The organism is Arthrobacter sp. Br18 (assembly GCF_000520555.1).
Taxonomy (GTDB): Bacteria; Actinomycetota; Actinomycetes; order Actinomycetales; family Micrococcaceae; genus Arthrobacter_D.
Genome location: NZ_KI914885.1, coordinates 1 through 15,163, shown reverse-complemented (window position 1 = coordinate 15,163; position 15,163 = coordinate 1). Strand labels below are relative to the sequence as shown.

Genomic DNA, 15,163 nt, shown 5'->3' with positions numbered 1-15,163 from the left:
ACGTTGTCGGCGGCCGTCAGGACCGCCGCTTGACTGCAGGGCATTGCCTGTCGGCCGCCGTCAGGACCGCCGCTTGACCGCAGAGCGTTGTCGGCGGCCGTCAGGACCGCCGCTTGACCGCAAGAAGCAGACCCGTTCCGGTCGGCAGCACGGTGGAGAACAACTGATCGTTGTCCCGGACCGTTCGGCCCACCTGGCGGAGGATGTTGGTCGAGGACTCCCGGATTGCAGGATCGGACACGCGGTCCGCGTCCAGTGCATCGTTGACGATCAGCATTCCACCCGGCTTGAGCAGGCGGACAGCCTGGTCCACGTACAGGGGCAATCCAGGGCTGTCGGCGTCGATGAAGACAAGGTCGTAGGCTGCGTCGGTCAGCCGTGGGAGGACGTCCGCAGCACGGCCGGAGATGGTGCGGGTGCGGTTGCCTGGCACACCCGCTTCGGAATAGGCCTCACGCGCGGTCCGAAGATGGTCGACATCGGAATCGATGGTGGTAAGCACTGACTGCGGTCCGAGACCTCGCAGGAGGCACACCCCGGAGACTCCCGCCCCTGCACCGACCTCGACGGCCGTCTGTGCCTTCGACCCCGCGGCGAGGACGGTCAGGGCGGCCCCGACCCCCTGCGTCACAGGAGTGACCCCCAGCTCGTGGGATCTGTCCCTCGCCCGAAGGAGTACTTCGTCCTCGGCCGGCAGGTTCTCGGTGTAGGACCAGCTGCTTAGTTTGTCGGCGGCCATGGCGTCCATTCTGTCGATGTCCAGGTGAATTGCGGGATCCCGGGCCCAGGCCCGGGAACAAGACTACTGGTTGGGTGGGCGCCCGATAGCTTTACAGCTACCTCACAGCTTCCTGCGAAAGAATTTCATCCGGGACATCCGTGTCGGTGGCAGCCACGAATCCTTGATTAGGCACACAGGTTGTTTCCGGCGGGCGCCATGTCGTCGGAGGCATCTCAGGAGTTCCCGGCGAAGGAGAAGATGATGTCTACTGTGGAAACGGCAGCAGAGACGACGGTTGAGGCACCGGATGCAGGGCTGCCCGGCAGCGGCGAGGAAACCCCGTGGGTGGCTCCCTCGTGGGAAGAAGTAGTAGTCGACTACTCGCCCAAGGTATACCGGCTCGCCTATCGCCTCACCGGCAACAAATATGATGCCGAGGATCTCACGCAGGAGGTCTTCGTCCGCGTCTTCCGGTCGCTCGCCAATTTTCGGCCGGGCACGCTCGACGGCTGGCTGCACCGCATCACCACGAACCTTTTCCTGGATCAGGCGCGCCGGAAGACGCGCATCCGCTTCGACGGACTGACCGACGAAGCAGAAAGCCGCCTTCCCAGCAGGCACCCCGGCCCCGAGCGCAGTTTCGAGTTCAACAATCTGGACATCGATGTCCAGTCGGCCCTCGAGGAGCTTCCCCCGGATTTTCGGGCTGCTGTCGTCCTGTGCGACCTTGAGGGCCTCGCCTATGACGAGGTGGCGCGGGTGCTGGACGTCAAGCTCGGGACTGTCCGATCGCGCATCCACCGCGGCCGGACGATGCTGCGGGAAAAGCTCGCACACCGGGATCCGAGGAAGCCCAGCAGTAGTGCACCGGCCCTTTCGATGCCACGAGTGGCAGGTGTGGGCTAGGCCGCGATGCGTCACCCCAGACGATATCTGCAGGACTTTGTCGACGAGGAGCTCGAGCCGCGGAAGAGGGCCGCTGTCGCGGAGCACGTCTCCCGGTGCGCCCACTGTGCCGGGCTCGTCGAAGGCCACCGGAGCCTGCGGTTCGCGCTCGCCGGCGCCGGCGCACCGGAGCTTCCAGGCGACCTCTCCCATCGTATCCTCGGCAGGATGGGTACCCCTCCCAGCCTGCCCACTCCTTACAGCCTGCCGGCAGGCGCAAGTGCGTCCGGCGTGCGCAGGCGCCGTCTCCGGAAGGCGGTGCCCGCGAGCAGGTGGGCCTCGCTTGCCGCGGCCGGCGGAACCGTGGTGGTTGCCGGAGCCGTTCTCACGGGCGCCTATATCGTGGGGGCCGAGAACGGATCCACGCCGGTGGCAGGTGCCGGTGCGACGAGCGCTCTTCGGACCGGATGGGAGTCAGTGGCACCGGAAACTCCCGCTGTCCTCGACGCGGCGCAGCTGGATCGGCTGAGGGAGGGCGGCTGGTACTGCCCGGTGCTCGAAGCGATGGGGTTCGAGCTTCGAAGCGCCGAGGGAATCACGGTGAGCGGACGTCCCACGCTGGAGCTGGTACTTGGCAACGGCACCGACACGATCACCGTTTATGAACAGCGCAGGGTCGACCCGGTGCAGGAGGCCGCTGCTCCGCCCGTCAACGCGCTGACGGGAAATCCGGTGACAGTGGACGGCTTCGAGCATATCGGTGGAACGGAACGTGATATGTGGGTGCAGCCGGGAGAGCCCTGGCAGGTGGTGCTCGATTCGTCATCAGTGACCTACACAGTGGTATCGAGCATGGCGGCGGCGGCGATGCCGCAGACAGTGAACCAGCTCGTTGCCACCGAGCATTCCCAATTGGTGCCTTCGGCCCCCGCTCCTGACAACTCGACCATGACTCGGATCCTTCGTGGCCTCGGCCTTCTGGCCGACCCTGATCGAATGCAGTAGGAACACATGGACCAGGATCCGCACGGCGGCCGCTTCGGGATCCTGCGGCGAATCGCCGGTGTCATGGGCGGGAAGGTAGGCTTTCCCCGTGGTGGGAATCAACGGTCTTGAGTTCGTGGTGCTGGCGATCCTGGCCGTTTTTATCCTGGGACCCGAGCGGCTGCCGGAGTACGCGTCCCAACTTGCGCGGCTCGTCAAGGGACTCCGCCGCATGGCCTCCGGCGCCCGGGAGCAGCTCCGTGAGGAGGTGGGCCCGGAGCTCGACGAGGTGGACTGGCGAAAGCTGGATCCGCGCCAGTACGACCCCCGGCGCATCATCAAGGAAGCTCTTCTCGACGACATCGAGGATGCTGTGAAACCGCTCAGTGGTGGAGCGCCGGCAGCGGTGCCGCCTGTACGCCGCTCCGGCGTTGCGAAGGCCCTCGAGGTGGCTCCGGTAGCGGCCGCGTCTGCGCGGCTTTCCGATGGACAACCGGCACCCTACGACGTCGAGGCGACCTAGCCGAGCATCCAGCAACGAGGGGTTCTCAGGACGCGGTCGCCGTCTCGTTGAGTTCATCGAGCAGGAAACGTGCCATGCCGGCTCGCGCGGCCACCAGGGTGCGTAGGTCGTCGGTGAGGGGTCCCCGCAATTCCTCCGGACACAGCGCGGACAGGCCGCTGATGATCGCGGTCGAAACGGCGAAGCCGCGCCGGACGACGCCGCGGGGGAACACCGTGCCCCCATCCTCCAATCCGTCGAGATAGGCCGTCAGGCACAGGGGAGCGAGCCGGTACAGTTCCGACCCCTGCATCACGCCCTGGTTGACGCGACCGGAAAGCAGCTGACCCAGGTCGAATCCGACGACGTACCTCCCGAAGCTGCCCCAGTCGATCGCCACGGTCCCTCCGCTTGTCTGCAGGAGGTTCTGCGGGCAGGCGTCCCCATGGGCGCGCCGGGTGGGAATACCGGCTGACTCCTGGACCAGGGCGGGAATCTGCCGGGTGAAGGCAATCATGTCCTGCTCGAGCCCGGCGTCGACAGCTCCCTCGAAAGCGGGGTGGGTGTGAAGTACACCGGAGCGCAGCAGAGGAATGAAGACGTGGTGTCCGGGGCCGTCGGCGTAGGCGCCGACATCCCGCACGGCGCCCGTAGGCGCTCCGGAAACCCCCGCAAGCCGACCGAGGAAATACGCCATCCTCGCGAAGAGCCCGTCATCCCAGGTGATCCTTGAGTCTTCGGCGACGTCTTCCATCCACAGCGCGATGCTTTCGGAGTCGAGCACCTCGGTGCCGTAGCTGACCGGCATCCTGAACCCTCCTGGGAGAAAGCGGCCGAGGTCGCTCCCGTACACCTCGGCCTCGGTCCGCCACGGGTAGTGCTGAACCAGGGAGTCCCGCGCTTCCGGGGGCACCGCGCCGATCCCCGGCCAGCGCAGCGGCGTCTGAATGATCTTGAGCACAGCGGACATGGTCTGCGGGCCGCTCCTGCCCGTCACGGAGACCTTCAGGCGCCACAGTCCACTGGTGGTCATGTTGAAAACCGGACCCCCGATCGGTACCAGTCCGGACGCGAGGACCGTCGTGGCGTTGTCCGGTCCGAGGGCCGCGCCGGCCAAGCGGGCGATGGTCCCCGCGTCCGGGAAGCTGCCGTCCACACTGGTGCTTCGGAGGGGCTGTGGCTCCGAACCCATCGCTGACGTCCTCCCGCCGAGCCGCTCTGCTGACCTCAATGCATCCCTCCGCGGCCGTCAGGCGGCGTCTGCCCGGACGGCCGGGATGCAGAACTGAAAAATTCCACTGCGTGTGTCACCACGATATCCGGCCGGTCGTCGGCGAGGAAGTGCGAGGCACCGTCCACGAGGACCATCCCGACGTCGTCGACGAAGTGCTCGTAGCCGTGGAGGTAGTCGCGGCGCATCGCGGGATCGTCAACGCCGAGGAGCACCCGGGTCGCCGTGGTCAGCCGCCTGCCCCGATAGGAGCCGCTCATGATCCGCACGGCCTCGGGCTGGATGAAGTTGCGGTACAGCGCGGAGCCGGCCCGCGCCCGTTCCGGCTCGCGGAACCGCGCGAGGAAGAGCTCGACGTCGTCCTCCCCAAACGCTCCTGCCGTTGCGTGATCGGCGAACATGCTCCGCAGCAGGCGTTGCGAGCCGCGCCGCAGGAGCAGAGGTGCCAGAAAAGGAATCGGCATCAGGAGCTCGAACGGAGCTGCCCGCAGGATTCCGGCCACCAGGCGGGCATCGAACTCGAAGTACGGCGGAGGAATGCCGAGGGAGAGGTAGCTTCGGATCTGTACGGGACAGCGCAGGCACAGGTGATAGCCGAGTAGGGCTCCCCAATCGTGGGCGAGCAGGTGAATGGGGCCCGGCTGGAGGTCGTCCAGCAGGGCGACGAGGTCGCTCAGCAACTAATCCCTGGTATAGCCTCCGCGCGGCGCCTCGGTCCAGCCGAATCCGCGGAGATCCGGACAGATGAGCCGATACTGCGTGGAAAGGGTGGGGATGACCTTGCGCCATTCCCACCAGTGCTGGGGAAATCCATGAAGGAGGAGGACAGGTTCTCCCTGTCCGATTTCTGCCACATGCATGCGCAGTCCTGGAAGGTTAATGAAGCGGTGCTCAACGCCGTCGAGCTGGGGGAGCGCGAGGAGAGTCTGTTCCATGAACAAATTTTACTACGTCCATAGTGCCGTGTCACTATGCCTATAGTGGTTCGATGGGAACCAGAACGCGGGCGCTCGATGCCGCAATCGACCTCGTCGGCGATCAGGGCCTGAGGGCGCTCACCCACGTGAGGGTGGATGAGCGGGCAGGCCTCCCCAGAGGCTCGACCTCCAATTATTTCCGCACGCGGGCTGCGCTCCTGGTCGGCGTCGTCGACCGCATCGTGGAGCGCGAGATGAGCGAGGTGGATGGAGTGGCCGCGCTCGGTTCCGTCGGCGGGCTTCTCGATGCGCTGTGCGGTCTGGTCGACTACACCACCGGGCCGAACCGCAGCGTGACCGCGGCGCGCCTTGCGCTCTTCCTCGAGGCAAGTCATGACGCGACCCTTCGTGAGGCGGTCTCCCGCGGGCGCACCGCGATGGAGTCCGCGATGCTGCGCGTGCTCTCCCGCCTTGGCGCTCCGGATCCGCAGGCAGCCGCCGACGCCGTCATGGCCTGCGCGGAGGGACTGATCCTGCACCGGATCGTCCGCCACGTCGAGGCGGATCCGCGCCCCGTGTTCTCCCTCCTGCTGCGGTCGGTCCTCGACCAGGACCGTTGACGGGAACCGCGATCAGGACTCTGCAGCGGGAAACCTCGGGCCGGAGGGCTACCGCAGCGAAACGGGCAGCTTCTTCCCGTCAAGGCCCCGCGGCCGGCGGGCAAGCCCGCGTGCGATGGACCGCAGTTCCTCCGCAGCAGGGGAGCGGGATTCGCTGAGGACCAGGGGAGTCCCGGCGTCGCCGCCCCGACGCAGCGCGATGTCCACCGGGATGCTTCCCAACAGCGGTATCGACGTGCCGAGGGTCTGCGTCAGGCGTTCGGCGAGGACTCGCCCGCCGCCGGCGCCGAACAGTTCGAGGCGTTCACCGTCGGGGAGCTCCAGCCAGGACATGTTCTCGACTACGCCTGCTACCCGCTGGCCGGTCTGCACAGCCATCGCACCGGCCCGTTCGGCGACGTCGGCGGCGGCGCTCTGCGGGGTGGTCACCACCAGCAGTTCGGAGTGCGGGAGCAGCTGGGCGACGGAGATCGCTATGTCCCCGGTGCCGGGCGGGAGATCGAGGAACAGCGCGTCGAGGTCGCCGAAGTATACGTCCGTCAGAAACTGTTCAAGGGCGCGGTGAAGCATGGGACCCCGCCACGCGACGGGCTGGTTCGTTCTGACAAACATGCCGATCGAGATGACCTTCACGCCATAGGCAACGGGAGGGAGGATCATTTCGTCAACGCGTGTGGGGCTCTGGGTGATGCCCATGAGGGCCGGAACTGAGAAGCCGTGCACATCGGCGTCGACAATCCCTACGCGCAGGCCCTCAGACGCCATCGCGGTCGCGAGGTTCACCGTGACACTCGACTTGCCGACGCCGCCCTTGCCGCTGGCGACCGCGTACACGCGCGTGAGCGACCCTTCCTCGTTGAACGGGATTCCACGCTGTCCGCCGGCCCCGCGCAGCATCTCCTTCAATGCGTTCCGCTGCTGCTGGTCCATGACGCCGAGCTCGACGTCCACGGCGGTGGCGCCGTCGAGCCCTCCCACGGTCCGCTCGACGTCGGCGGTGATGGTTTCCTTCAGGGGACACCCCTGGATGGTGAGAAGGACGCGGACGTGAACTCCGCCGTCCAGTGCAACAGTGATGGAGTCCACCATCCCCAGCTCGGTGATCGGCCTCCGAAGCTCGGGGTCGATCACTGCGGCCAGTGCTGTCCGGACGGTTTCCTCGGCGATCACGGAGCGGAGTTCCTCCCGCCCTGCTGGGTGCGGGACGGGACAGCAGGATTGTCCGTTGCCTTCTTCCGTGCCTTTTTCTGCAGGGTCGGCTCCTGGCCTTCCGAACCCTCGAGGAGTTCCTCGAGGAGCGAACGAAGTTCGGACCGCACGTAGTCGCGCGTGGCTACCTCGCGGAGGGCAATGCGAAGGTCGGCGATCTCACGGGTCAGGTACTCGGTGTCGGAGAGGTTCCGCTCGGCCCGTTGGCGATCCTCCCGCGTGGAGACGCGGTCGCGGTCGTCCTGCCGGTTCTGCGCGAGCAGCAACAGGGGAGCAGCATAGGAGGCCTGCAGGGACAGCATGAGGGTCAGCGCGGTGAATCCGAGCGCCGCGCTATCGAACCGCAGGTTGTCCGGAGCGATGGTGTTCCAGGTCAGCCAGACCACGACGAAGACCGTCATGTAGAAGAGGAACTGCGGGGTACCCATGAAACGGGCGATGTTCTCCGTGCCGCTGCCGAAGCGGTCCGGGTTCGGTCGCAGGCGCGGGAGGATGCGGTTGCGCGCCTCACGCGGCGTATCGAGTCCACTTGAATTCGACCTGATCTTCTCAACCACGGCGGTCACCTCGCTTCAGTCCCCGTGTGTCGTCCTGTGCCCGCCAGTCGTCCGGGAGCAGGTGGTCAAGGACGTCGTCGACCGTGACCGCCCCCACCAGGCGGCCCTCGGTATTCACGACCGGCAGCGAGTTCAGGTTGTAGGTGGCAAGGATCCGGGACACCTCGCTCACGTTGGCCTGGTCGCCCACTGCCTCGAGATCCGTATCGATGATATTTCCCAGGGGCTCGGGAGGAGGATATCTGAGCAGCTGCTGGATGTGGACTACGCCCAGGTACTTCCCCGTGGGGGTCTCAAGTGGTGGGCGGCAGACAAAGATCGACGAGGCTAGGGCTGGTGTCAGCTCCTCCCGCCGGACATGCGCCAACGCTTCGGCAACGGTCGCCTCGGGGGGAAGGATGACGGGAACCGTCGTCATCAGTGAGCCGGCGGTATCCTCCTCATACTCGAGCAGGCGGCGGACGTCCTCGGCGTCGTCGGGCTCCATCAGCTGCAGGAGCTCCTCCTTCTGATCCTCGGGCAGTTCATTGAGGAGGTCTGCGGCGTCATCCGGGTCCATTTCCTCAAGGACATCAGCCGCACGCTCCCGCGAGAGGGAGGAGAGGATCTGGACCTGGTCGTCATCGGGCAGTTCCTGCAGCACGTCAGCCAGGCGGTCATCCTGCAGTTCGCCGGCCACCTCGATGCGGCGCTTGTCATTCATCTCGTGGAGGGCTTCGGCGAAATCGGCTGCTTTGAGGTCCTCATGCTGCGCCACGAACTGGCTGGCGCCCTGCGGCTCATCCATCTCACCGTGGAGGGCGTCCAGCCAGTCGATGATGAGGCGCTCGCCCCCGCGCCGCAGCCCGCGCAGCGGGGAATTCTGTGCTCCGCGTCGAATGAACAGCTGCGAGACATGCCAGTCTCCCGGCCGGTTCTTCTCCATCGCCACATCTTCGATGGTGGCGCTGCCGCTGCCGTCGCGGAGGGTCACGCGCCGGTCGAACAGTTCAGCGACAATGAGCATCTCCGCACCGCGCTGATCGAACCGGCGGAGGTTCACGAGGCCCGTGCAGATGATCTGGGAAGGATCCATCGAGGTGACCCGGGTCATGGGAACGAAGATCCGCTTCTTGCCGGGCACCTCCACCACCAGGCCCACCACCTGGGGGACACGGGCGGATCCGCGGTCAAGCACGACGGCGTCGCGCAGGCGGCCGAGGCGGTCGCCCAGGGGGTCGAACACGTCAAGGCCCAGAAGGCGCGCCACGAAGACGCGCGTAGGATTCGTACTCACCTGTCTAGGCTACTTCGGCAGGTGGGCTATCGGCGCATTCCAGGCCTGCCCGACAGCCGGATTCCACGCGGCATCGTTTCACTGCGAGCGATACTCCGCCCCACCCTTGCTGATCTGGGGAAGAATGGCATCATGTCCACACAATTAGGCCGCACTCCCTCCCGCGATGAGAGCCGCACCCTCCCCAAGGGTGAGACGGTGGGGCGGTACACCGCCTACCTCGAGGCGCAGAAGGCGGTCGACTACCTGGCCGACAACAAGTTTCCCGTCGAGAAGGTATCGATCCTCGGCAATGATCTGAAGACGGTGGAGCGTGTCACCGGCAGGCTCAGCTATCCGAGGGTTGCCATGGCCAGTGCGGCCACCGGTGCCTGGTTCGGCTTTTTCGTCGGACTCATCCTGACCCTCTTCGGCGGAAGCGAGGCAGTCAGCACCGTGGTGTCGTCGATGGCACTCGGGGCAGTGTTCTGGCTTCTTTTCGGCGTCATCACCTATGCCTTCCAGCGGGGCAAGCGGGACTTCACCTCCACGAGCCAGGTGATCGCGACCAGCTATGACGTCATCGTTGACCCCGAGGTGTCCTCCGACGCCCGGCGCCAGCTTCAGCAGCTGCCCATGAACGGCCAGCCCCAGCACGCGGGCGCGCCGTCGACGGGGTGGGGGCAGCCGAATAGCGGGTCCACCGGCGGGCCGCAGTCGCAGCAGCCGCCGGCCCGGCCGCAGTCCTGGAACGATCCCTATGTCGGCCAGGGAGATCAGGGAAGCATGGGAGGCCAGGGCGACAGCCCGACCGGCGGGCAGGACTCCCCGACGGGCACTCCCGCGCAGGTCTCTTCTGCGGGCGACGGCGTCACGAGCGGCGTCCCGCAGCCTGCCGCGTACGACGGGCCGCGGCGCGGCCAATTTCCCGATCTTCCGGACGGACGTCCCCAGTACGGCGAACGGCTCGACATCGCTCCGGACGAGGCTGCGGAACCGGGCGAGGAAGGCACCGGGCACGGCTCAACACAGGTGGCCGATCCCGGGACGTCGTCGTCGCCGAGGTAGCAGCTTCCCCGGGTAGCAGCTTCTACATAGCAGCCTTCAGGTGGCAGCTTCCACATGACGCGGCGCACCCGGCTTCGAAGAAGGCCCGGACCCCTTACGGGTCCGGGCCTTCTGGTTTGCGGAAGCCTAGTGTCCGGTACTGCTGTAGATCCCCGCCATCCAGGCTTCGACGTCGTCCGCGGTGCGCGGCAGAGCGGCACTGAGGTTGACCGGGCCATTTGCGGTCATGAGGATGTCGTCCTCGATCCGCACCCCGATGCCGCGGTACTCCTCGGGAACGGCCAGGTCCTCCCTCTTGAAGTAGAGCCCCGGCTCGATGGTGAAGACCATACCCTCCGTCAGGATGCCGTCGAGGTACAGCTCGCGGCGTGCCTGCGCGCAGTCGTGGACGTCCATTCCGAGGTGGTGGCTCGTGCCGTGCGGCATCCAGCGACGGTGGTGCTGGCCCTCGGGGGAGAGCACTTCGTCGAGCGGCGCGGGGAGCAGCCCCCAGTCGTCGAGGCGCTCGGCAAGTACGGTGACGGCTGCAAGGTGCACGTCCCGGAACTTCCGGCCCGGCTGGGCTGCGGCGAACCCCGCATCGGCGGCGTCGAGGACGGCCTCGTAGATGCGCCTCTGGATCGCGGTGTATTCCCCGTTCACCGGAAGCGTCCGCGTGATGTCCGCGGTGTACAGGCTGTCGGTTTCAACACCGGCGTCGAGGAGCAGAAGGTCTCCTGCGGAGACCGTGCCGTTGTTCCGAATCCAGTGAAGCACCGTCGCATTGTTGCCGGACGCGGCAATCGTGTCATAGCCCAGATCGTTCCCCTCCTCACGTGCGCGCGTGAAGAATGCCCCCTCTACCACCCGCTCGCCGCGGGGATGCGATATTGCACGGGGGAGCTGGAGAACCACCTCGTGGAACCCCTTGACGGTGGCCGCCACGGCCGCCTCGAGCTGCCTGATCTCCCAGGGATCCTTGAGGAGCCGGAGTTCGGAGAGGACCTCCGCAAGGATGGCGTCGAGGGCATCGGCCTTTTCCAGGTCGACGCCGGTGTTCATCCGGGAGGTATCGACGAGGGCATCGGCGTTCAGATCGACGTCACGCGATAGCCGGATGCCCATGCCGCCGATCTCCCGGACTCCGGCATCCTTCGTGATTGCTACTTCAAGTTCGCCGAGGTCCGCGGTCGAAAGGTCCAGCAGGGCCTTCAGCTGCGCCATCGAGGGGCGGGGGCCGATCCAGAATTCGCCGTAGCGCGCATTCGCGTAGAACTCGGCGCTGTCCCGGCCGGCGAGTTCGCGGAAGTACAGCGTGGCGGTGTGGTGCCCGCCGTCGTCACCCGTTCCCTCCTCCACCGGCTCCATGACCAGGACGGCGTCGGGCTCGTGGTCGAGGCCCAGGCCGGTGAGGTGCGCGAAGCCGGAGTGCGGCCGGAAACGGTAGTCGGTGTCGTTGGAGCGGACCTTGAACGGTCCGGCCGGAATGACCAGGCGCTCGCCGGGAAACCGTTCCGAGACGGCCTTCCTTCGCTGCGCAGCGAAGGAAGCAACTTCAGCCCTGGCTGGCAGCCCTACCAGGTCAGGAGCCCAGTTGCTGGCCATGAACGCCTTGAAGGCATCGGAGTCCGGGCGCTGGGACCGGTTCTCATTGCGGTCGGACAGGGGCTGGTTGCCGTCTGCGCCAGGTGAAGGATTGGATTCAGGGAGGGACGCGGAGGTCATGTCTGCTGTACTCACCGTTTTATCGTCTCACCGGCCTTCCCGACGGCCAAACATCAGCTCCCGGGGTAAATCCCGCTGGACGGCGCGGGGCGTAGATTGGGTGGAGTGAAAATTGACCTGCACACGCACTCGAACGTATCCGACGGCACCGAAACCCCGGAGGTGCTTGTGGAGTCGGCGGCGGCGGCGGGGCTCGACGCCGTCGCCCTGACGGACCACGATTCGACGGCGGGGTGGGCCCGGGCCGGGCAGGCCGCGGCGCGGCTCTCCGTGGTGTTCGTTCCGGGTATGGAGGTTTCGTGCCGCACTGATAGCGGGATCAGTGTGCATGTACTGTCCTACCTCCACGACCCAACCCATCCAGGGCTCCTCGAAGAGATCGAAAAGTCCCGCACCGCGAGGTTTACGCGTGCGCAGCGCATGGTGGAGCTGATGTCGGATGATTTTCCCATCTCCTGGTCCCTGGTGCAGCAGTTCGTCACCGAGGGCGCTACCGTCGGACGCCCGCACATAGCTGATGCGCTGATTGCGTTGGGAATCGTGGAGACCCGCAGTGAGGCGTTCGAACGGATCCTCACGGCCCGGTCCCCTTACTGGGTGAGCCATTACGCGCCGCATCCGGCTACCGCCGTCGAGCTGATCCGCCAGGCCGGCGGTGTACCGGTGTTCGCCCACCCCTCGGCGTTCAACCGCGGACGGGTGGTAGGGGGTGCCGCCATCAACGAGATGATCGACGCCGGTCTCCTGGGGCTCGAGATCGACCACCGCGATAATCCCGAGCCGGCGCGGACGGACCTCCGCCGGATTGCCCGCGAACACGACCTCCTCGTCACGGGATCCAGCGATTATCACGGAACCGGAAAGCCGAATCTTCTCGGGGAGAACGTAACATCGCAGGAAACCTTCGAGCGCATTCTGCTTGCGGCTACGGGAACCCCGGTCGGAGGCGCCCTGTCCTGATCTGGAGGTGGCTGCCGCGGGCAGACTCCTTCCCGACTTCGACGCAGTCGCGTTCGAGAGCGGTCCAGGGATGTGCGTTGATATCGGAACCTCAGAGCCGGCAGGCGGCCCGCGCAAGAGGCGCCAGGCCGGAGAAGGCGCCGGTGGGTTCCTGCATGTCGACCACAGCCATTGCCGCCCCGGGCATTCCCAGCGACGCCATGTTGGTCCAGGCGGTTTCCCAGTCGGGCATCAGTGAGAGCGCGTAGGTGGCCAGTGCCGCATCGGAGTGCCTCCTTCCCCCCTGGGCGGCGATCCGGTCACCGATCACGGCCGGGAACAGTGTGGTTGCGTCGGCCTCCAGCAGGATGACGTTGGTCCAGCCGTTCCGCGTGGCGCGGCGGCGGGCCTGTGCCAGCATCCCGGGGCTGCTGTCGATGCCGACGATCATTCCCTCTGGTCGGATCCTGTCCCGGAGGAGGAGAAGTTGAGCCCGGTGCCGCAGCCCAGATCGAGGACCTGCGCGCCGGGTTTCAGCCCGAGCAGCCCGATCGCTTTCTTCCTGCCCGCCCGGTACACGGGGTATTCGGCCGAGAGGACGTCGTAGAAGGGTGCAAAGGTACTGTATCTTTCGGCGATCGGGAACGCTCCGTTTCGGTTGTGGCGCTGCCGGTGGATTCCAGATACAGCCTAGGCTGGACGGGAACCTGGCCCCAATGATGGAGGATTTCCGTGGAACGTGTCGAGGGAGTTGTTGACCTGCTGGTGATAGGTGGAGGTACCGCCGGCATCGTGGGGGCGAGAACGGCTGCCCGACTGGGCGCCCGCACGGTTCTGGTGGAACGTGCCCGGACCGGTGGGGACTGCCTGTGGACCGGATGCATTCCCTCCAAGACCCTCATTTCTGCTGCACGTCGATCAGCTACCCGGCAGGCACTGACCGGTAATGGAACCAATTTCGTGGACGTGCGGCAGCGCATTTCGGAAGCCATCTCCACGATCGAACCGGATGATTCACCGGCGACTTTGGAGTCGTACGGTGTCTCAGTGCTGTTCGGTACCGCCCGGTTCACCGGCCCCGGCGAAGCAGAGGTTGACGGCAGGACGATCCGCTTCCGCCAGGCGCTCATCGCCACCGGCAGCGCGCCGCTGATGCCGCCTCTTCCCGGATTGGAGACGGCGCTGGTGGTGACGTCCGAGAGCGTCTGGGATCTGGAGACACTTCCGGGCCGGCTGGTCATCATCGGCGGCGGACCCATCGGCTGCGAGCTGGGACAGGCCTTCGCCCGTCTGGGCTCGCAGGTGGTGATCCTCTCCCGCTCGGAGATCCTGCCCAGGGAGGACCGCGAGGCAGCCGCAGTAGTCCGGAAAAGCCTCATCTCGGACGGCGTGGAGGTACTGGAGGGGACGAAGGCCGACCGGGTCACCGGCAATCGTGCCGGGGACAGTGCGGTCATCACCTCCGACGGCCGGGAAGTGCCGGCCGATGTCATCCTCGTCGCCGCGGGGCGCAAAGCGCGGACGGCGGATCTGGGGCTCGACCGTGCCGGCGTCGAGCGCGACGACGCCGGTTACGTAGTGGTCGACAGCGGGATGAGGTCCTCCAATCCTGCGATCTGGGCGGCAGGTGATGTCACCCCCTACCCCGACTACACCCACGCCGCCGGTATGTACGCGAGCACCGCGGCGTCGAACGCGGTCCTGGGACTTCGCCGGGGCGTCAGTGGCATCATTCCGCGCGTCACGTTCACCTCACCGGAGGTCGCGGCTGTCGGTGTCACGTCGTCTTCGGCTGAGGGACACAGCACTTCGACCATTCATTACGCCGACACGGACCGTGCAATCACCGAGGAACAGACCGACGGGTTCGTGAAAATTGTCGTCGGCAGGCGCGGCAGGATTCTGGGAGGGACAATTGTGGGGCCAAGGGCTGGAGAGACCCTAGGGGAGCTCGCCCTCGCCGTTCAGCAGAAACTGACCACCCGGGACCTGGCCGGCGTCATGCACGCCTACCCCACCTACAACGATGCCCTCTGGAATGCGGCGATCACCCACGCGGGATCGACGCTCGATGTGCCGCTCGTCAGGTTCGCCGTGAAGCTGCTGGCGGGCATCAACCGGTGGAGGAGTGCCCGGGCGAGCAACGGCCGCAGTACCGGGGCGAGCAATCACCGCAGTAGCCGGGCGAGCAATCACCGCAGTACCCGGGCGAGCAATGGCCGCAGTGGCCGGTAGTTCGACGCGCGGCGCTCCGGTGTGGGGAAGGAGGGTCTCACCAGCGTCGGTGGTGTGTCGGTTTCACCCCTGGTGGCTCAGTCTGGAGCCCGACCCGTTGTGGGTCCTGACCGCCCAGCCCTGACCGCTCAGCCCTGACCGCTCAGCCCTGACCGCCCAGCCCTGACGGGTCCGGGGGGAGGTCGGGGTGGTGTGTTTAGGTGGGGGTGGTGTGGGGGTGGGTGGTGTAGGTGCGGCCGGCGGGTGAGGTGGTGGTGATGGTGCCGGGGGTGGGTTGGGTGTAGGTCCAGTGGCCGTGGGTTTTGAGGTGGTGGTGGTAGCGGCAGAGGTGGGCGA

At 66.4% G+C, this 15,163-nt stretch carries 14 protein-coding genes and 1 pseudogene; 7 read left to right on the top strand and 8 right to left on the bottom strand.

The window, feature by feature from the left end; translation table 11 throughout:
• Window positions 1-100 precede the first annotated feature (100 nt).
• Window positions 101-739, bottom strand: coding sequence for an O-methyltransferase (locus tag Y704_RS0114060; protein ID WP_026550585.1), 639 nt, complete (start codon window positions 737-739; stop codon window positions 101-103).
• 243 nt (window positions 740-982) lie between these two features.
• Here Y704_RS0114060 and sigE point away from each other — a divergent pair, with 243 nt between their 5' ends.
• The 3 genes from sigE (at window position 983) to Y704_RS0114045 (ending at window position 3,113) form a co-directional block, all read left to right on the top strand.
• Window positions 983-1,627 (top strand): RNA polymerase sigma factor SigE, encoded by a 645-nt coding sequence (gene sigE, locus Y704_RS0114055; protein ID WP_035772865.1) that lies wholly within the window; start codon window positions 983-985, stop codon window positions 1,625-1,627.
• A gap of 207 nt (window positions 1,628-1,834) precedes the next feature.
• Window positions 1,835-2,611 (top strand): hypothetical protein, encoded by a 777-nt coding sequence (locus tag Y704_RS22875; protein ID WP_253904352.1) that lies wholly within the window; start codon window positions 1,835-1,837, stop codon window positions 2,609-2,611.
• 88 nt (window positions 2,612-2,699) lie between these two features.
• Window positions 2,700-3,113, top strand: coding sequence for a twin-arginine translocase TatA/TatE family subunit (locus tag Y704_RS0114045; protein WP_026550583.1), 414 nt, complete (start codon window positions 2,700-2,702; stop codon window positions 3,111-3,113).
• Between the two features lie 25 nt (window positions 3,114-3,138).
• Here the strand turns inward: Y704_RS0114045 and Y704_RS0114040 are convergent, their stop codons facing one another.
• The gene (locus tag Y704_RS0114040; RefSeq protein ID WP_026550582.1) at window positions 3,139-4,284 is read right to left on the bottom strand and encodes a phosphotransferase; all 1,146 of its coding nucleotides are present in this window, start codon (window positions 4,282-4,284) and stop codon (window positions 3,139-3,141) included.
• Between the two features lie 35 nt (window positions 4,285-4,319).
• A pseudogene (locus Y704_RS21455) lies at window positions 4,320-5,183 on the bottom strand (alpha/beta hydrolase).
• 128 nt (window positions 5,184-5,311) lie between these two features.
• On the opposite strand from Y704_RS21455, the gene Y704_RS0114030 reads away from it, so the two are divergent.
• Complete coding sequence (locus tag Y704_RS0114030; protein WP_026550581.1) at window positions 5,312-5,860, top strand: TetR/AcrR family transcriptional regulator; 549 nt, start codon at window positions 5,312-5,314, stop codon at window positions 5,858-5,860.
• A 48-nt stretch (window positions 5,861-5,908) separates the two neighbouring features.
• On the opposite strand, the gene Y704_RS0114025 is transcribed toward Y704_RS0114030, so the two are convergent.
• Genes Y704_RS0114025 through Y704_RS0114015 form a run of 3 tightly spaced genes read right to left on the bottom strand, consistent with a single transcriptional unit; the run spans window position 5,909 to window position 8,902 of the window.
• Complete coding sequence (locus tag Y704_RS0114025; RefSeq protein WP_026550580.1) at window positions 5,909-7,030, bottom strand: Mrp/NBP35 family ATP-binding protein; 1,122 nt, start codon at window positions 7,028-7,030, stop codon at window positions 5,909-5,911.
• On the bottom strand, window positions 7,027-7,626 hold the full coding sequence (locus tag Y704_RS21450) for a DUF1003 domain-containing protein (protein ID WP_035772907.1): 600 nt from the start codon (window positions 7,624-7,626) through the stop codon (window positions 7,027-7,029). Before Y704_RS21450 ends, Y704_RS0114025 begins: the two co-directional genes overlap by 4 nt.
• Window positions 7,619-8,902 carry a magnesium transporter MgtE N-terminal domain-containing protein gene (locus tag Y704_RS0114015; RefSeq protein ID WP_026550579.1) on the bottom strand — a complete coding sequence of 428 codons (1,284 nt, stop codon included), beginning with the start codon at window positions 8,900-8,902 and terminating at the stop codon, window positions 7,619-7,621. The genes Y704_RS21450 and Y704_RS0114015 overlap by 8 nt, the downstream gene beginning before the upstream one ends.
• Before the next feature lie 132 nt (window positions 8,903-9,034).
• Here Y704_RS0114015 and Y704_RS21445 point away from each other — a divergent pair, with 132 nt between their 5' ends.
• A complete protein-coding gene (locus Y704_RS21445) occupies window positions 9,035-9,949 on the top strand; it encodes a YflT domain-containing protein (RefSeq protein WP_051477143.1) in 915 nt (304 codons plus the stop codon).
• Between the two features lie 126 nt (window positions 9,950-10,075).
• Here the strand turns inward: Y704_RS21445 and Y704_RS0114005 are convergent, their stop codons facing one another.
• The gene (locus Y704_RS0114005) at window positions 10,076-11,653 is read right to left on the bottom strand and encodes an aminopeptidase P family protein (RefSeq protein WP_035772864.1); all 1,578 of its coding nucleotides are present in this window, start codon (window positions 11,651-11,653) and stop codon (window positions 10,076-10,078) included.
• Between the two features lie 105 nt (window positions 11,654-11,758).
• Between Y704_RS0114005 and Y704_RS0114000 the strand changes: the two genes are divergently transcribed.
• On the top strand, window positions 11,759-12,613 hold the full coding sequence (locus tag Y704_RS0114000; RefSeq protein ID WP_026550577.1) for a PHP domain-containing protein: 855 nt from the start codon (window positions 11,759-11,761) through the stop codon (window positions 12,611-12,613).
• Between the two features lie 91 nt (window positions 12,614-12,704).
• Here Y704_RS0114000 and Y704_RS22870 read toward each other — a convergent pair whose 3' ends face one another.
• A complete protein-coding gene (locus Y704_RS22870) occupies window positions 12,705-13,097 on the bottom strand; it encodes a class I SAM-dependent methyltransferase (protein WP_275451071.1) in 393 nt (130 codons plus the stop codon).
• A gap of 227 nt (window positions 13,098-13,324) precedes the next feature.
• Between Y704_RS22870 and Y704_RS21435 the strand changes: the two genes are divergently transcribed.
• Complete coding sequence (locus Y704_RS21435) at window positions 13,325-14,827, top strand: dihydrolipoyl dehydrogenase family protein (protein ID WP_081747671.1); 1,503 nt, start codon at window positions 13,325-13,327, stop codon at window positions 14,825-14,827.
• The last annotated feature ends 336 nt before the right edge of the window (window positions 14,828-15,163 follow it).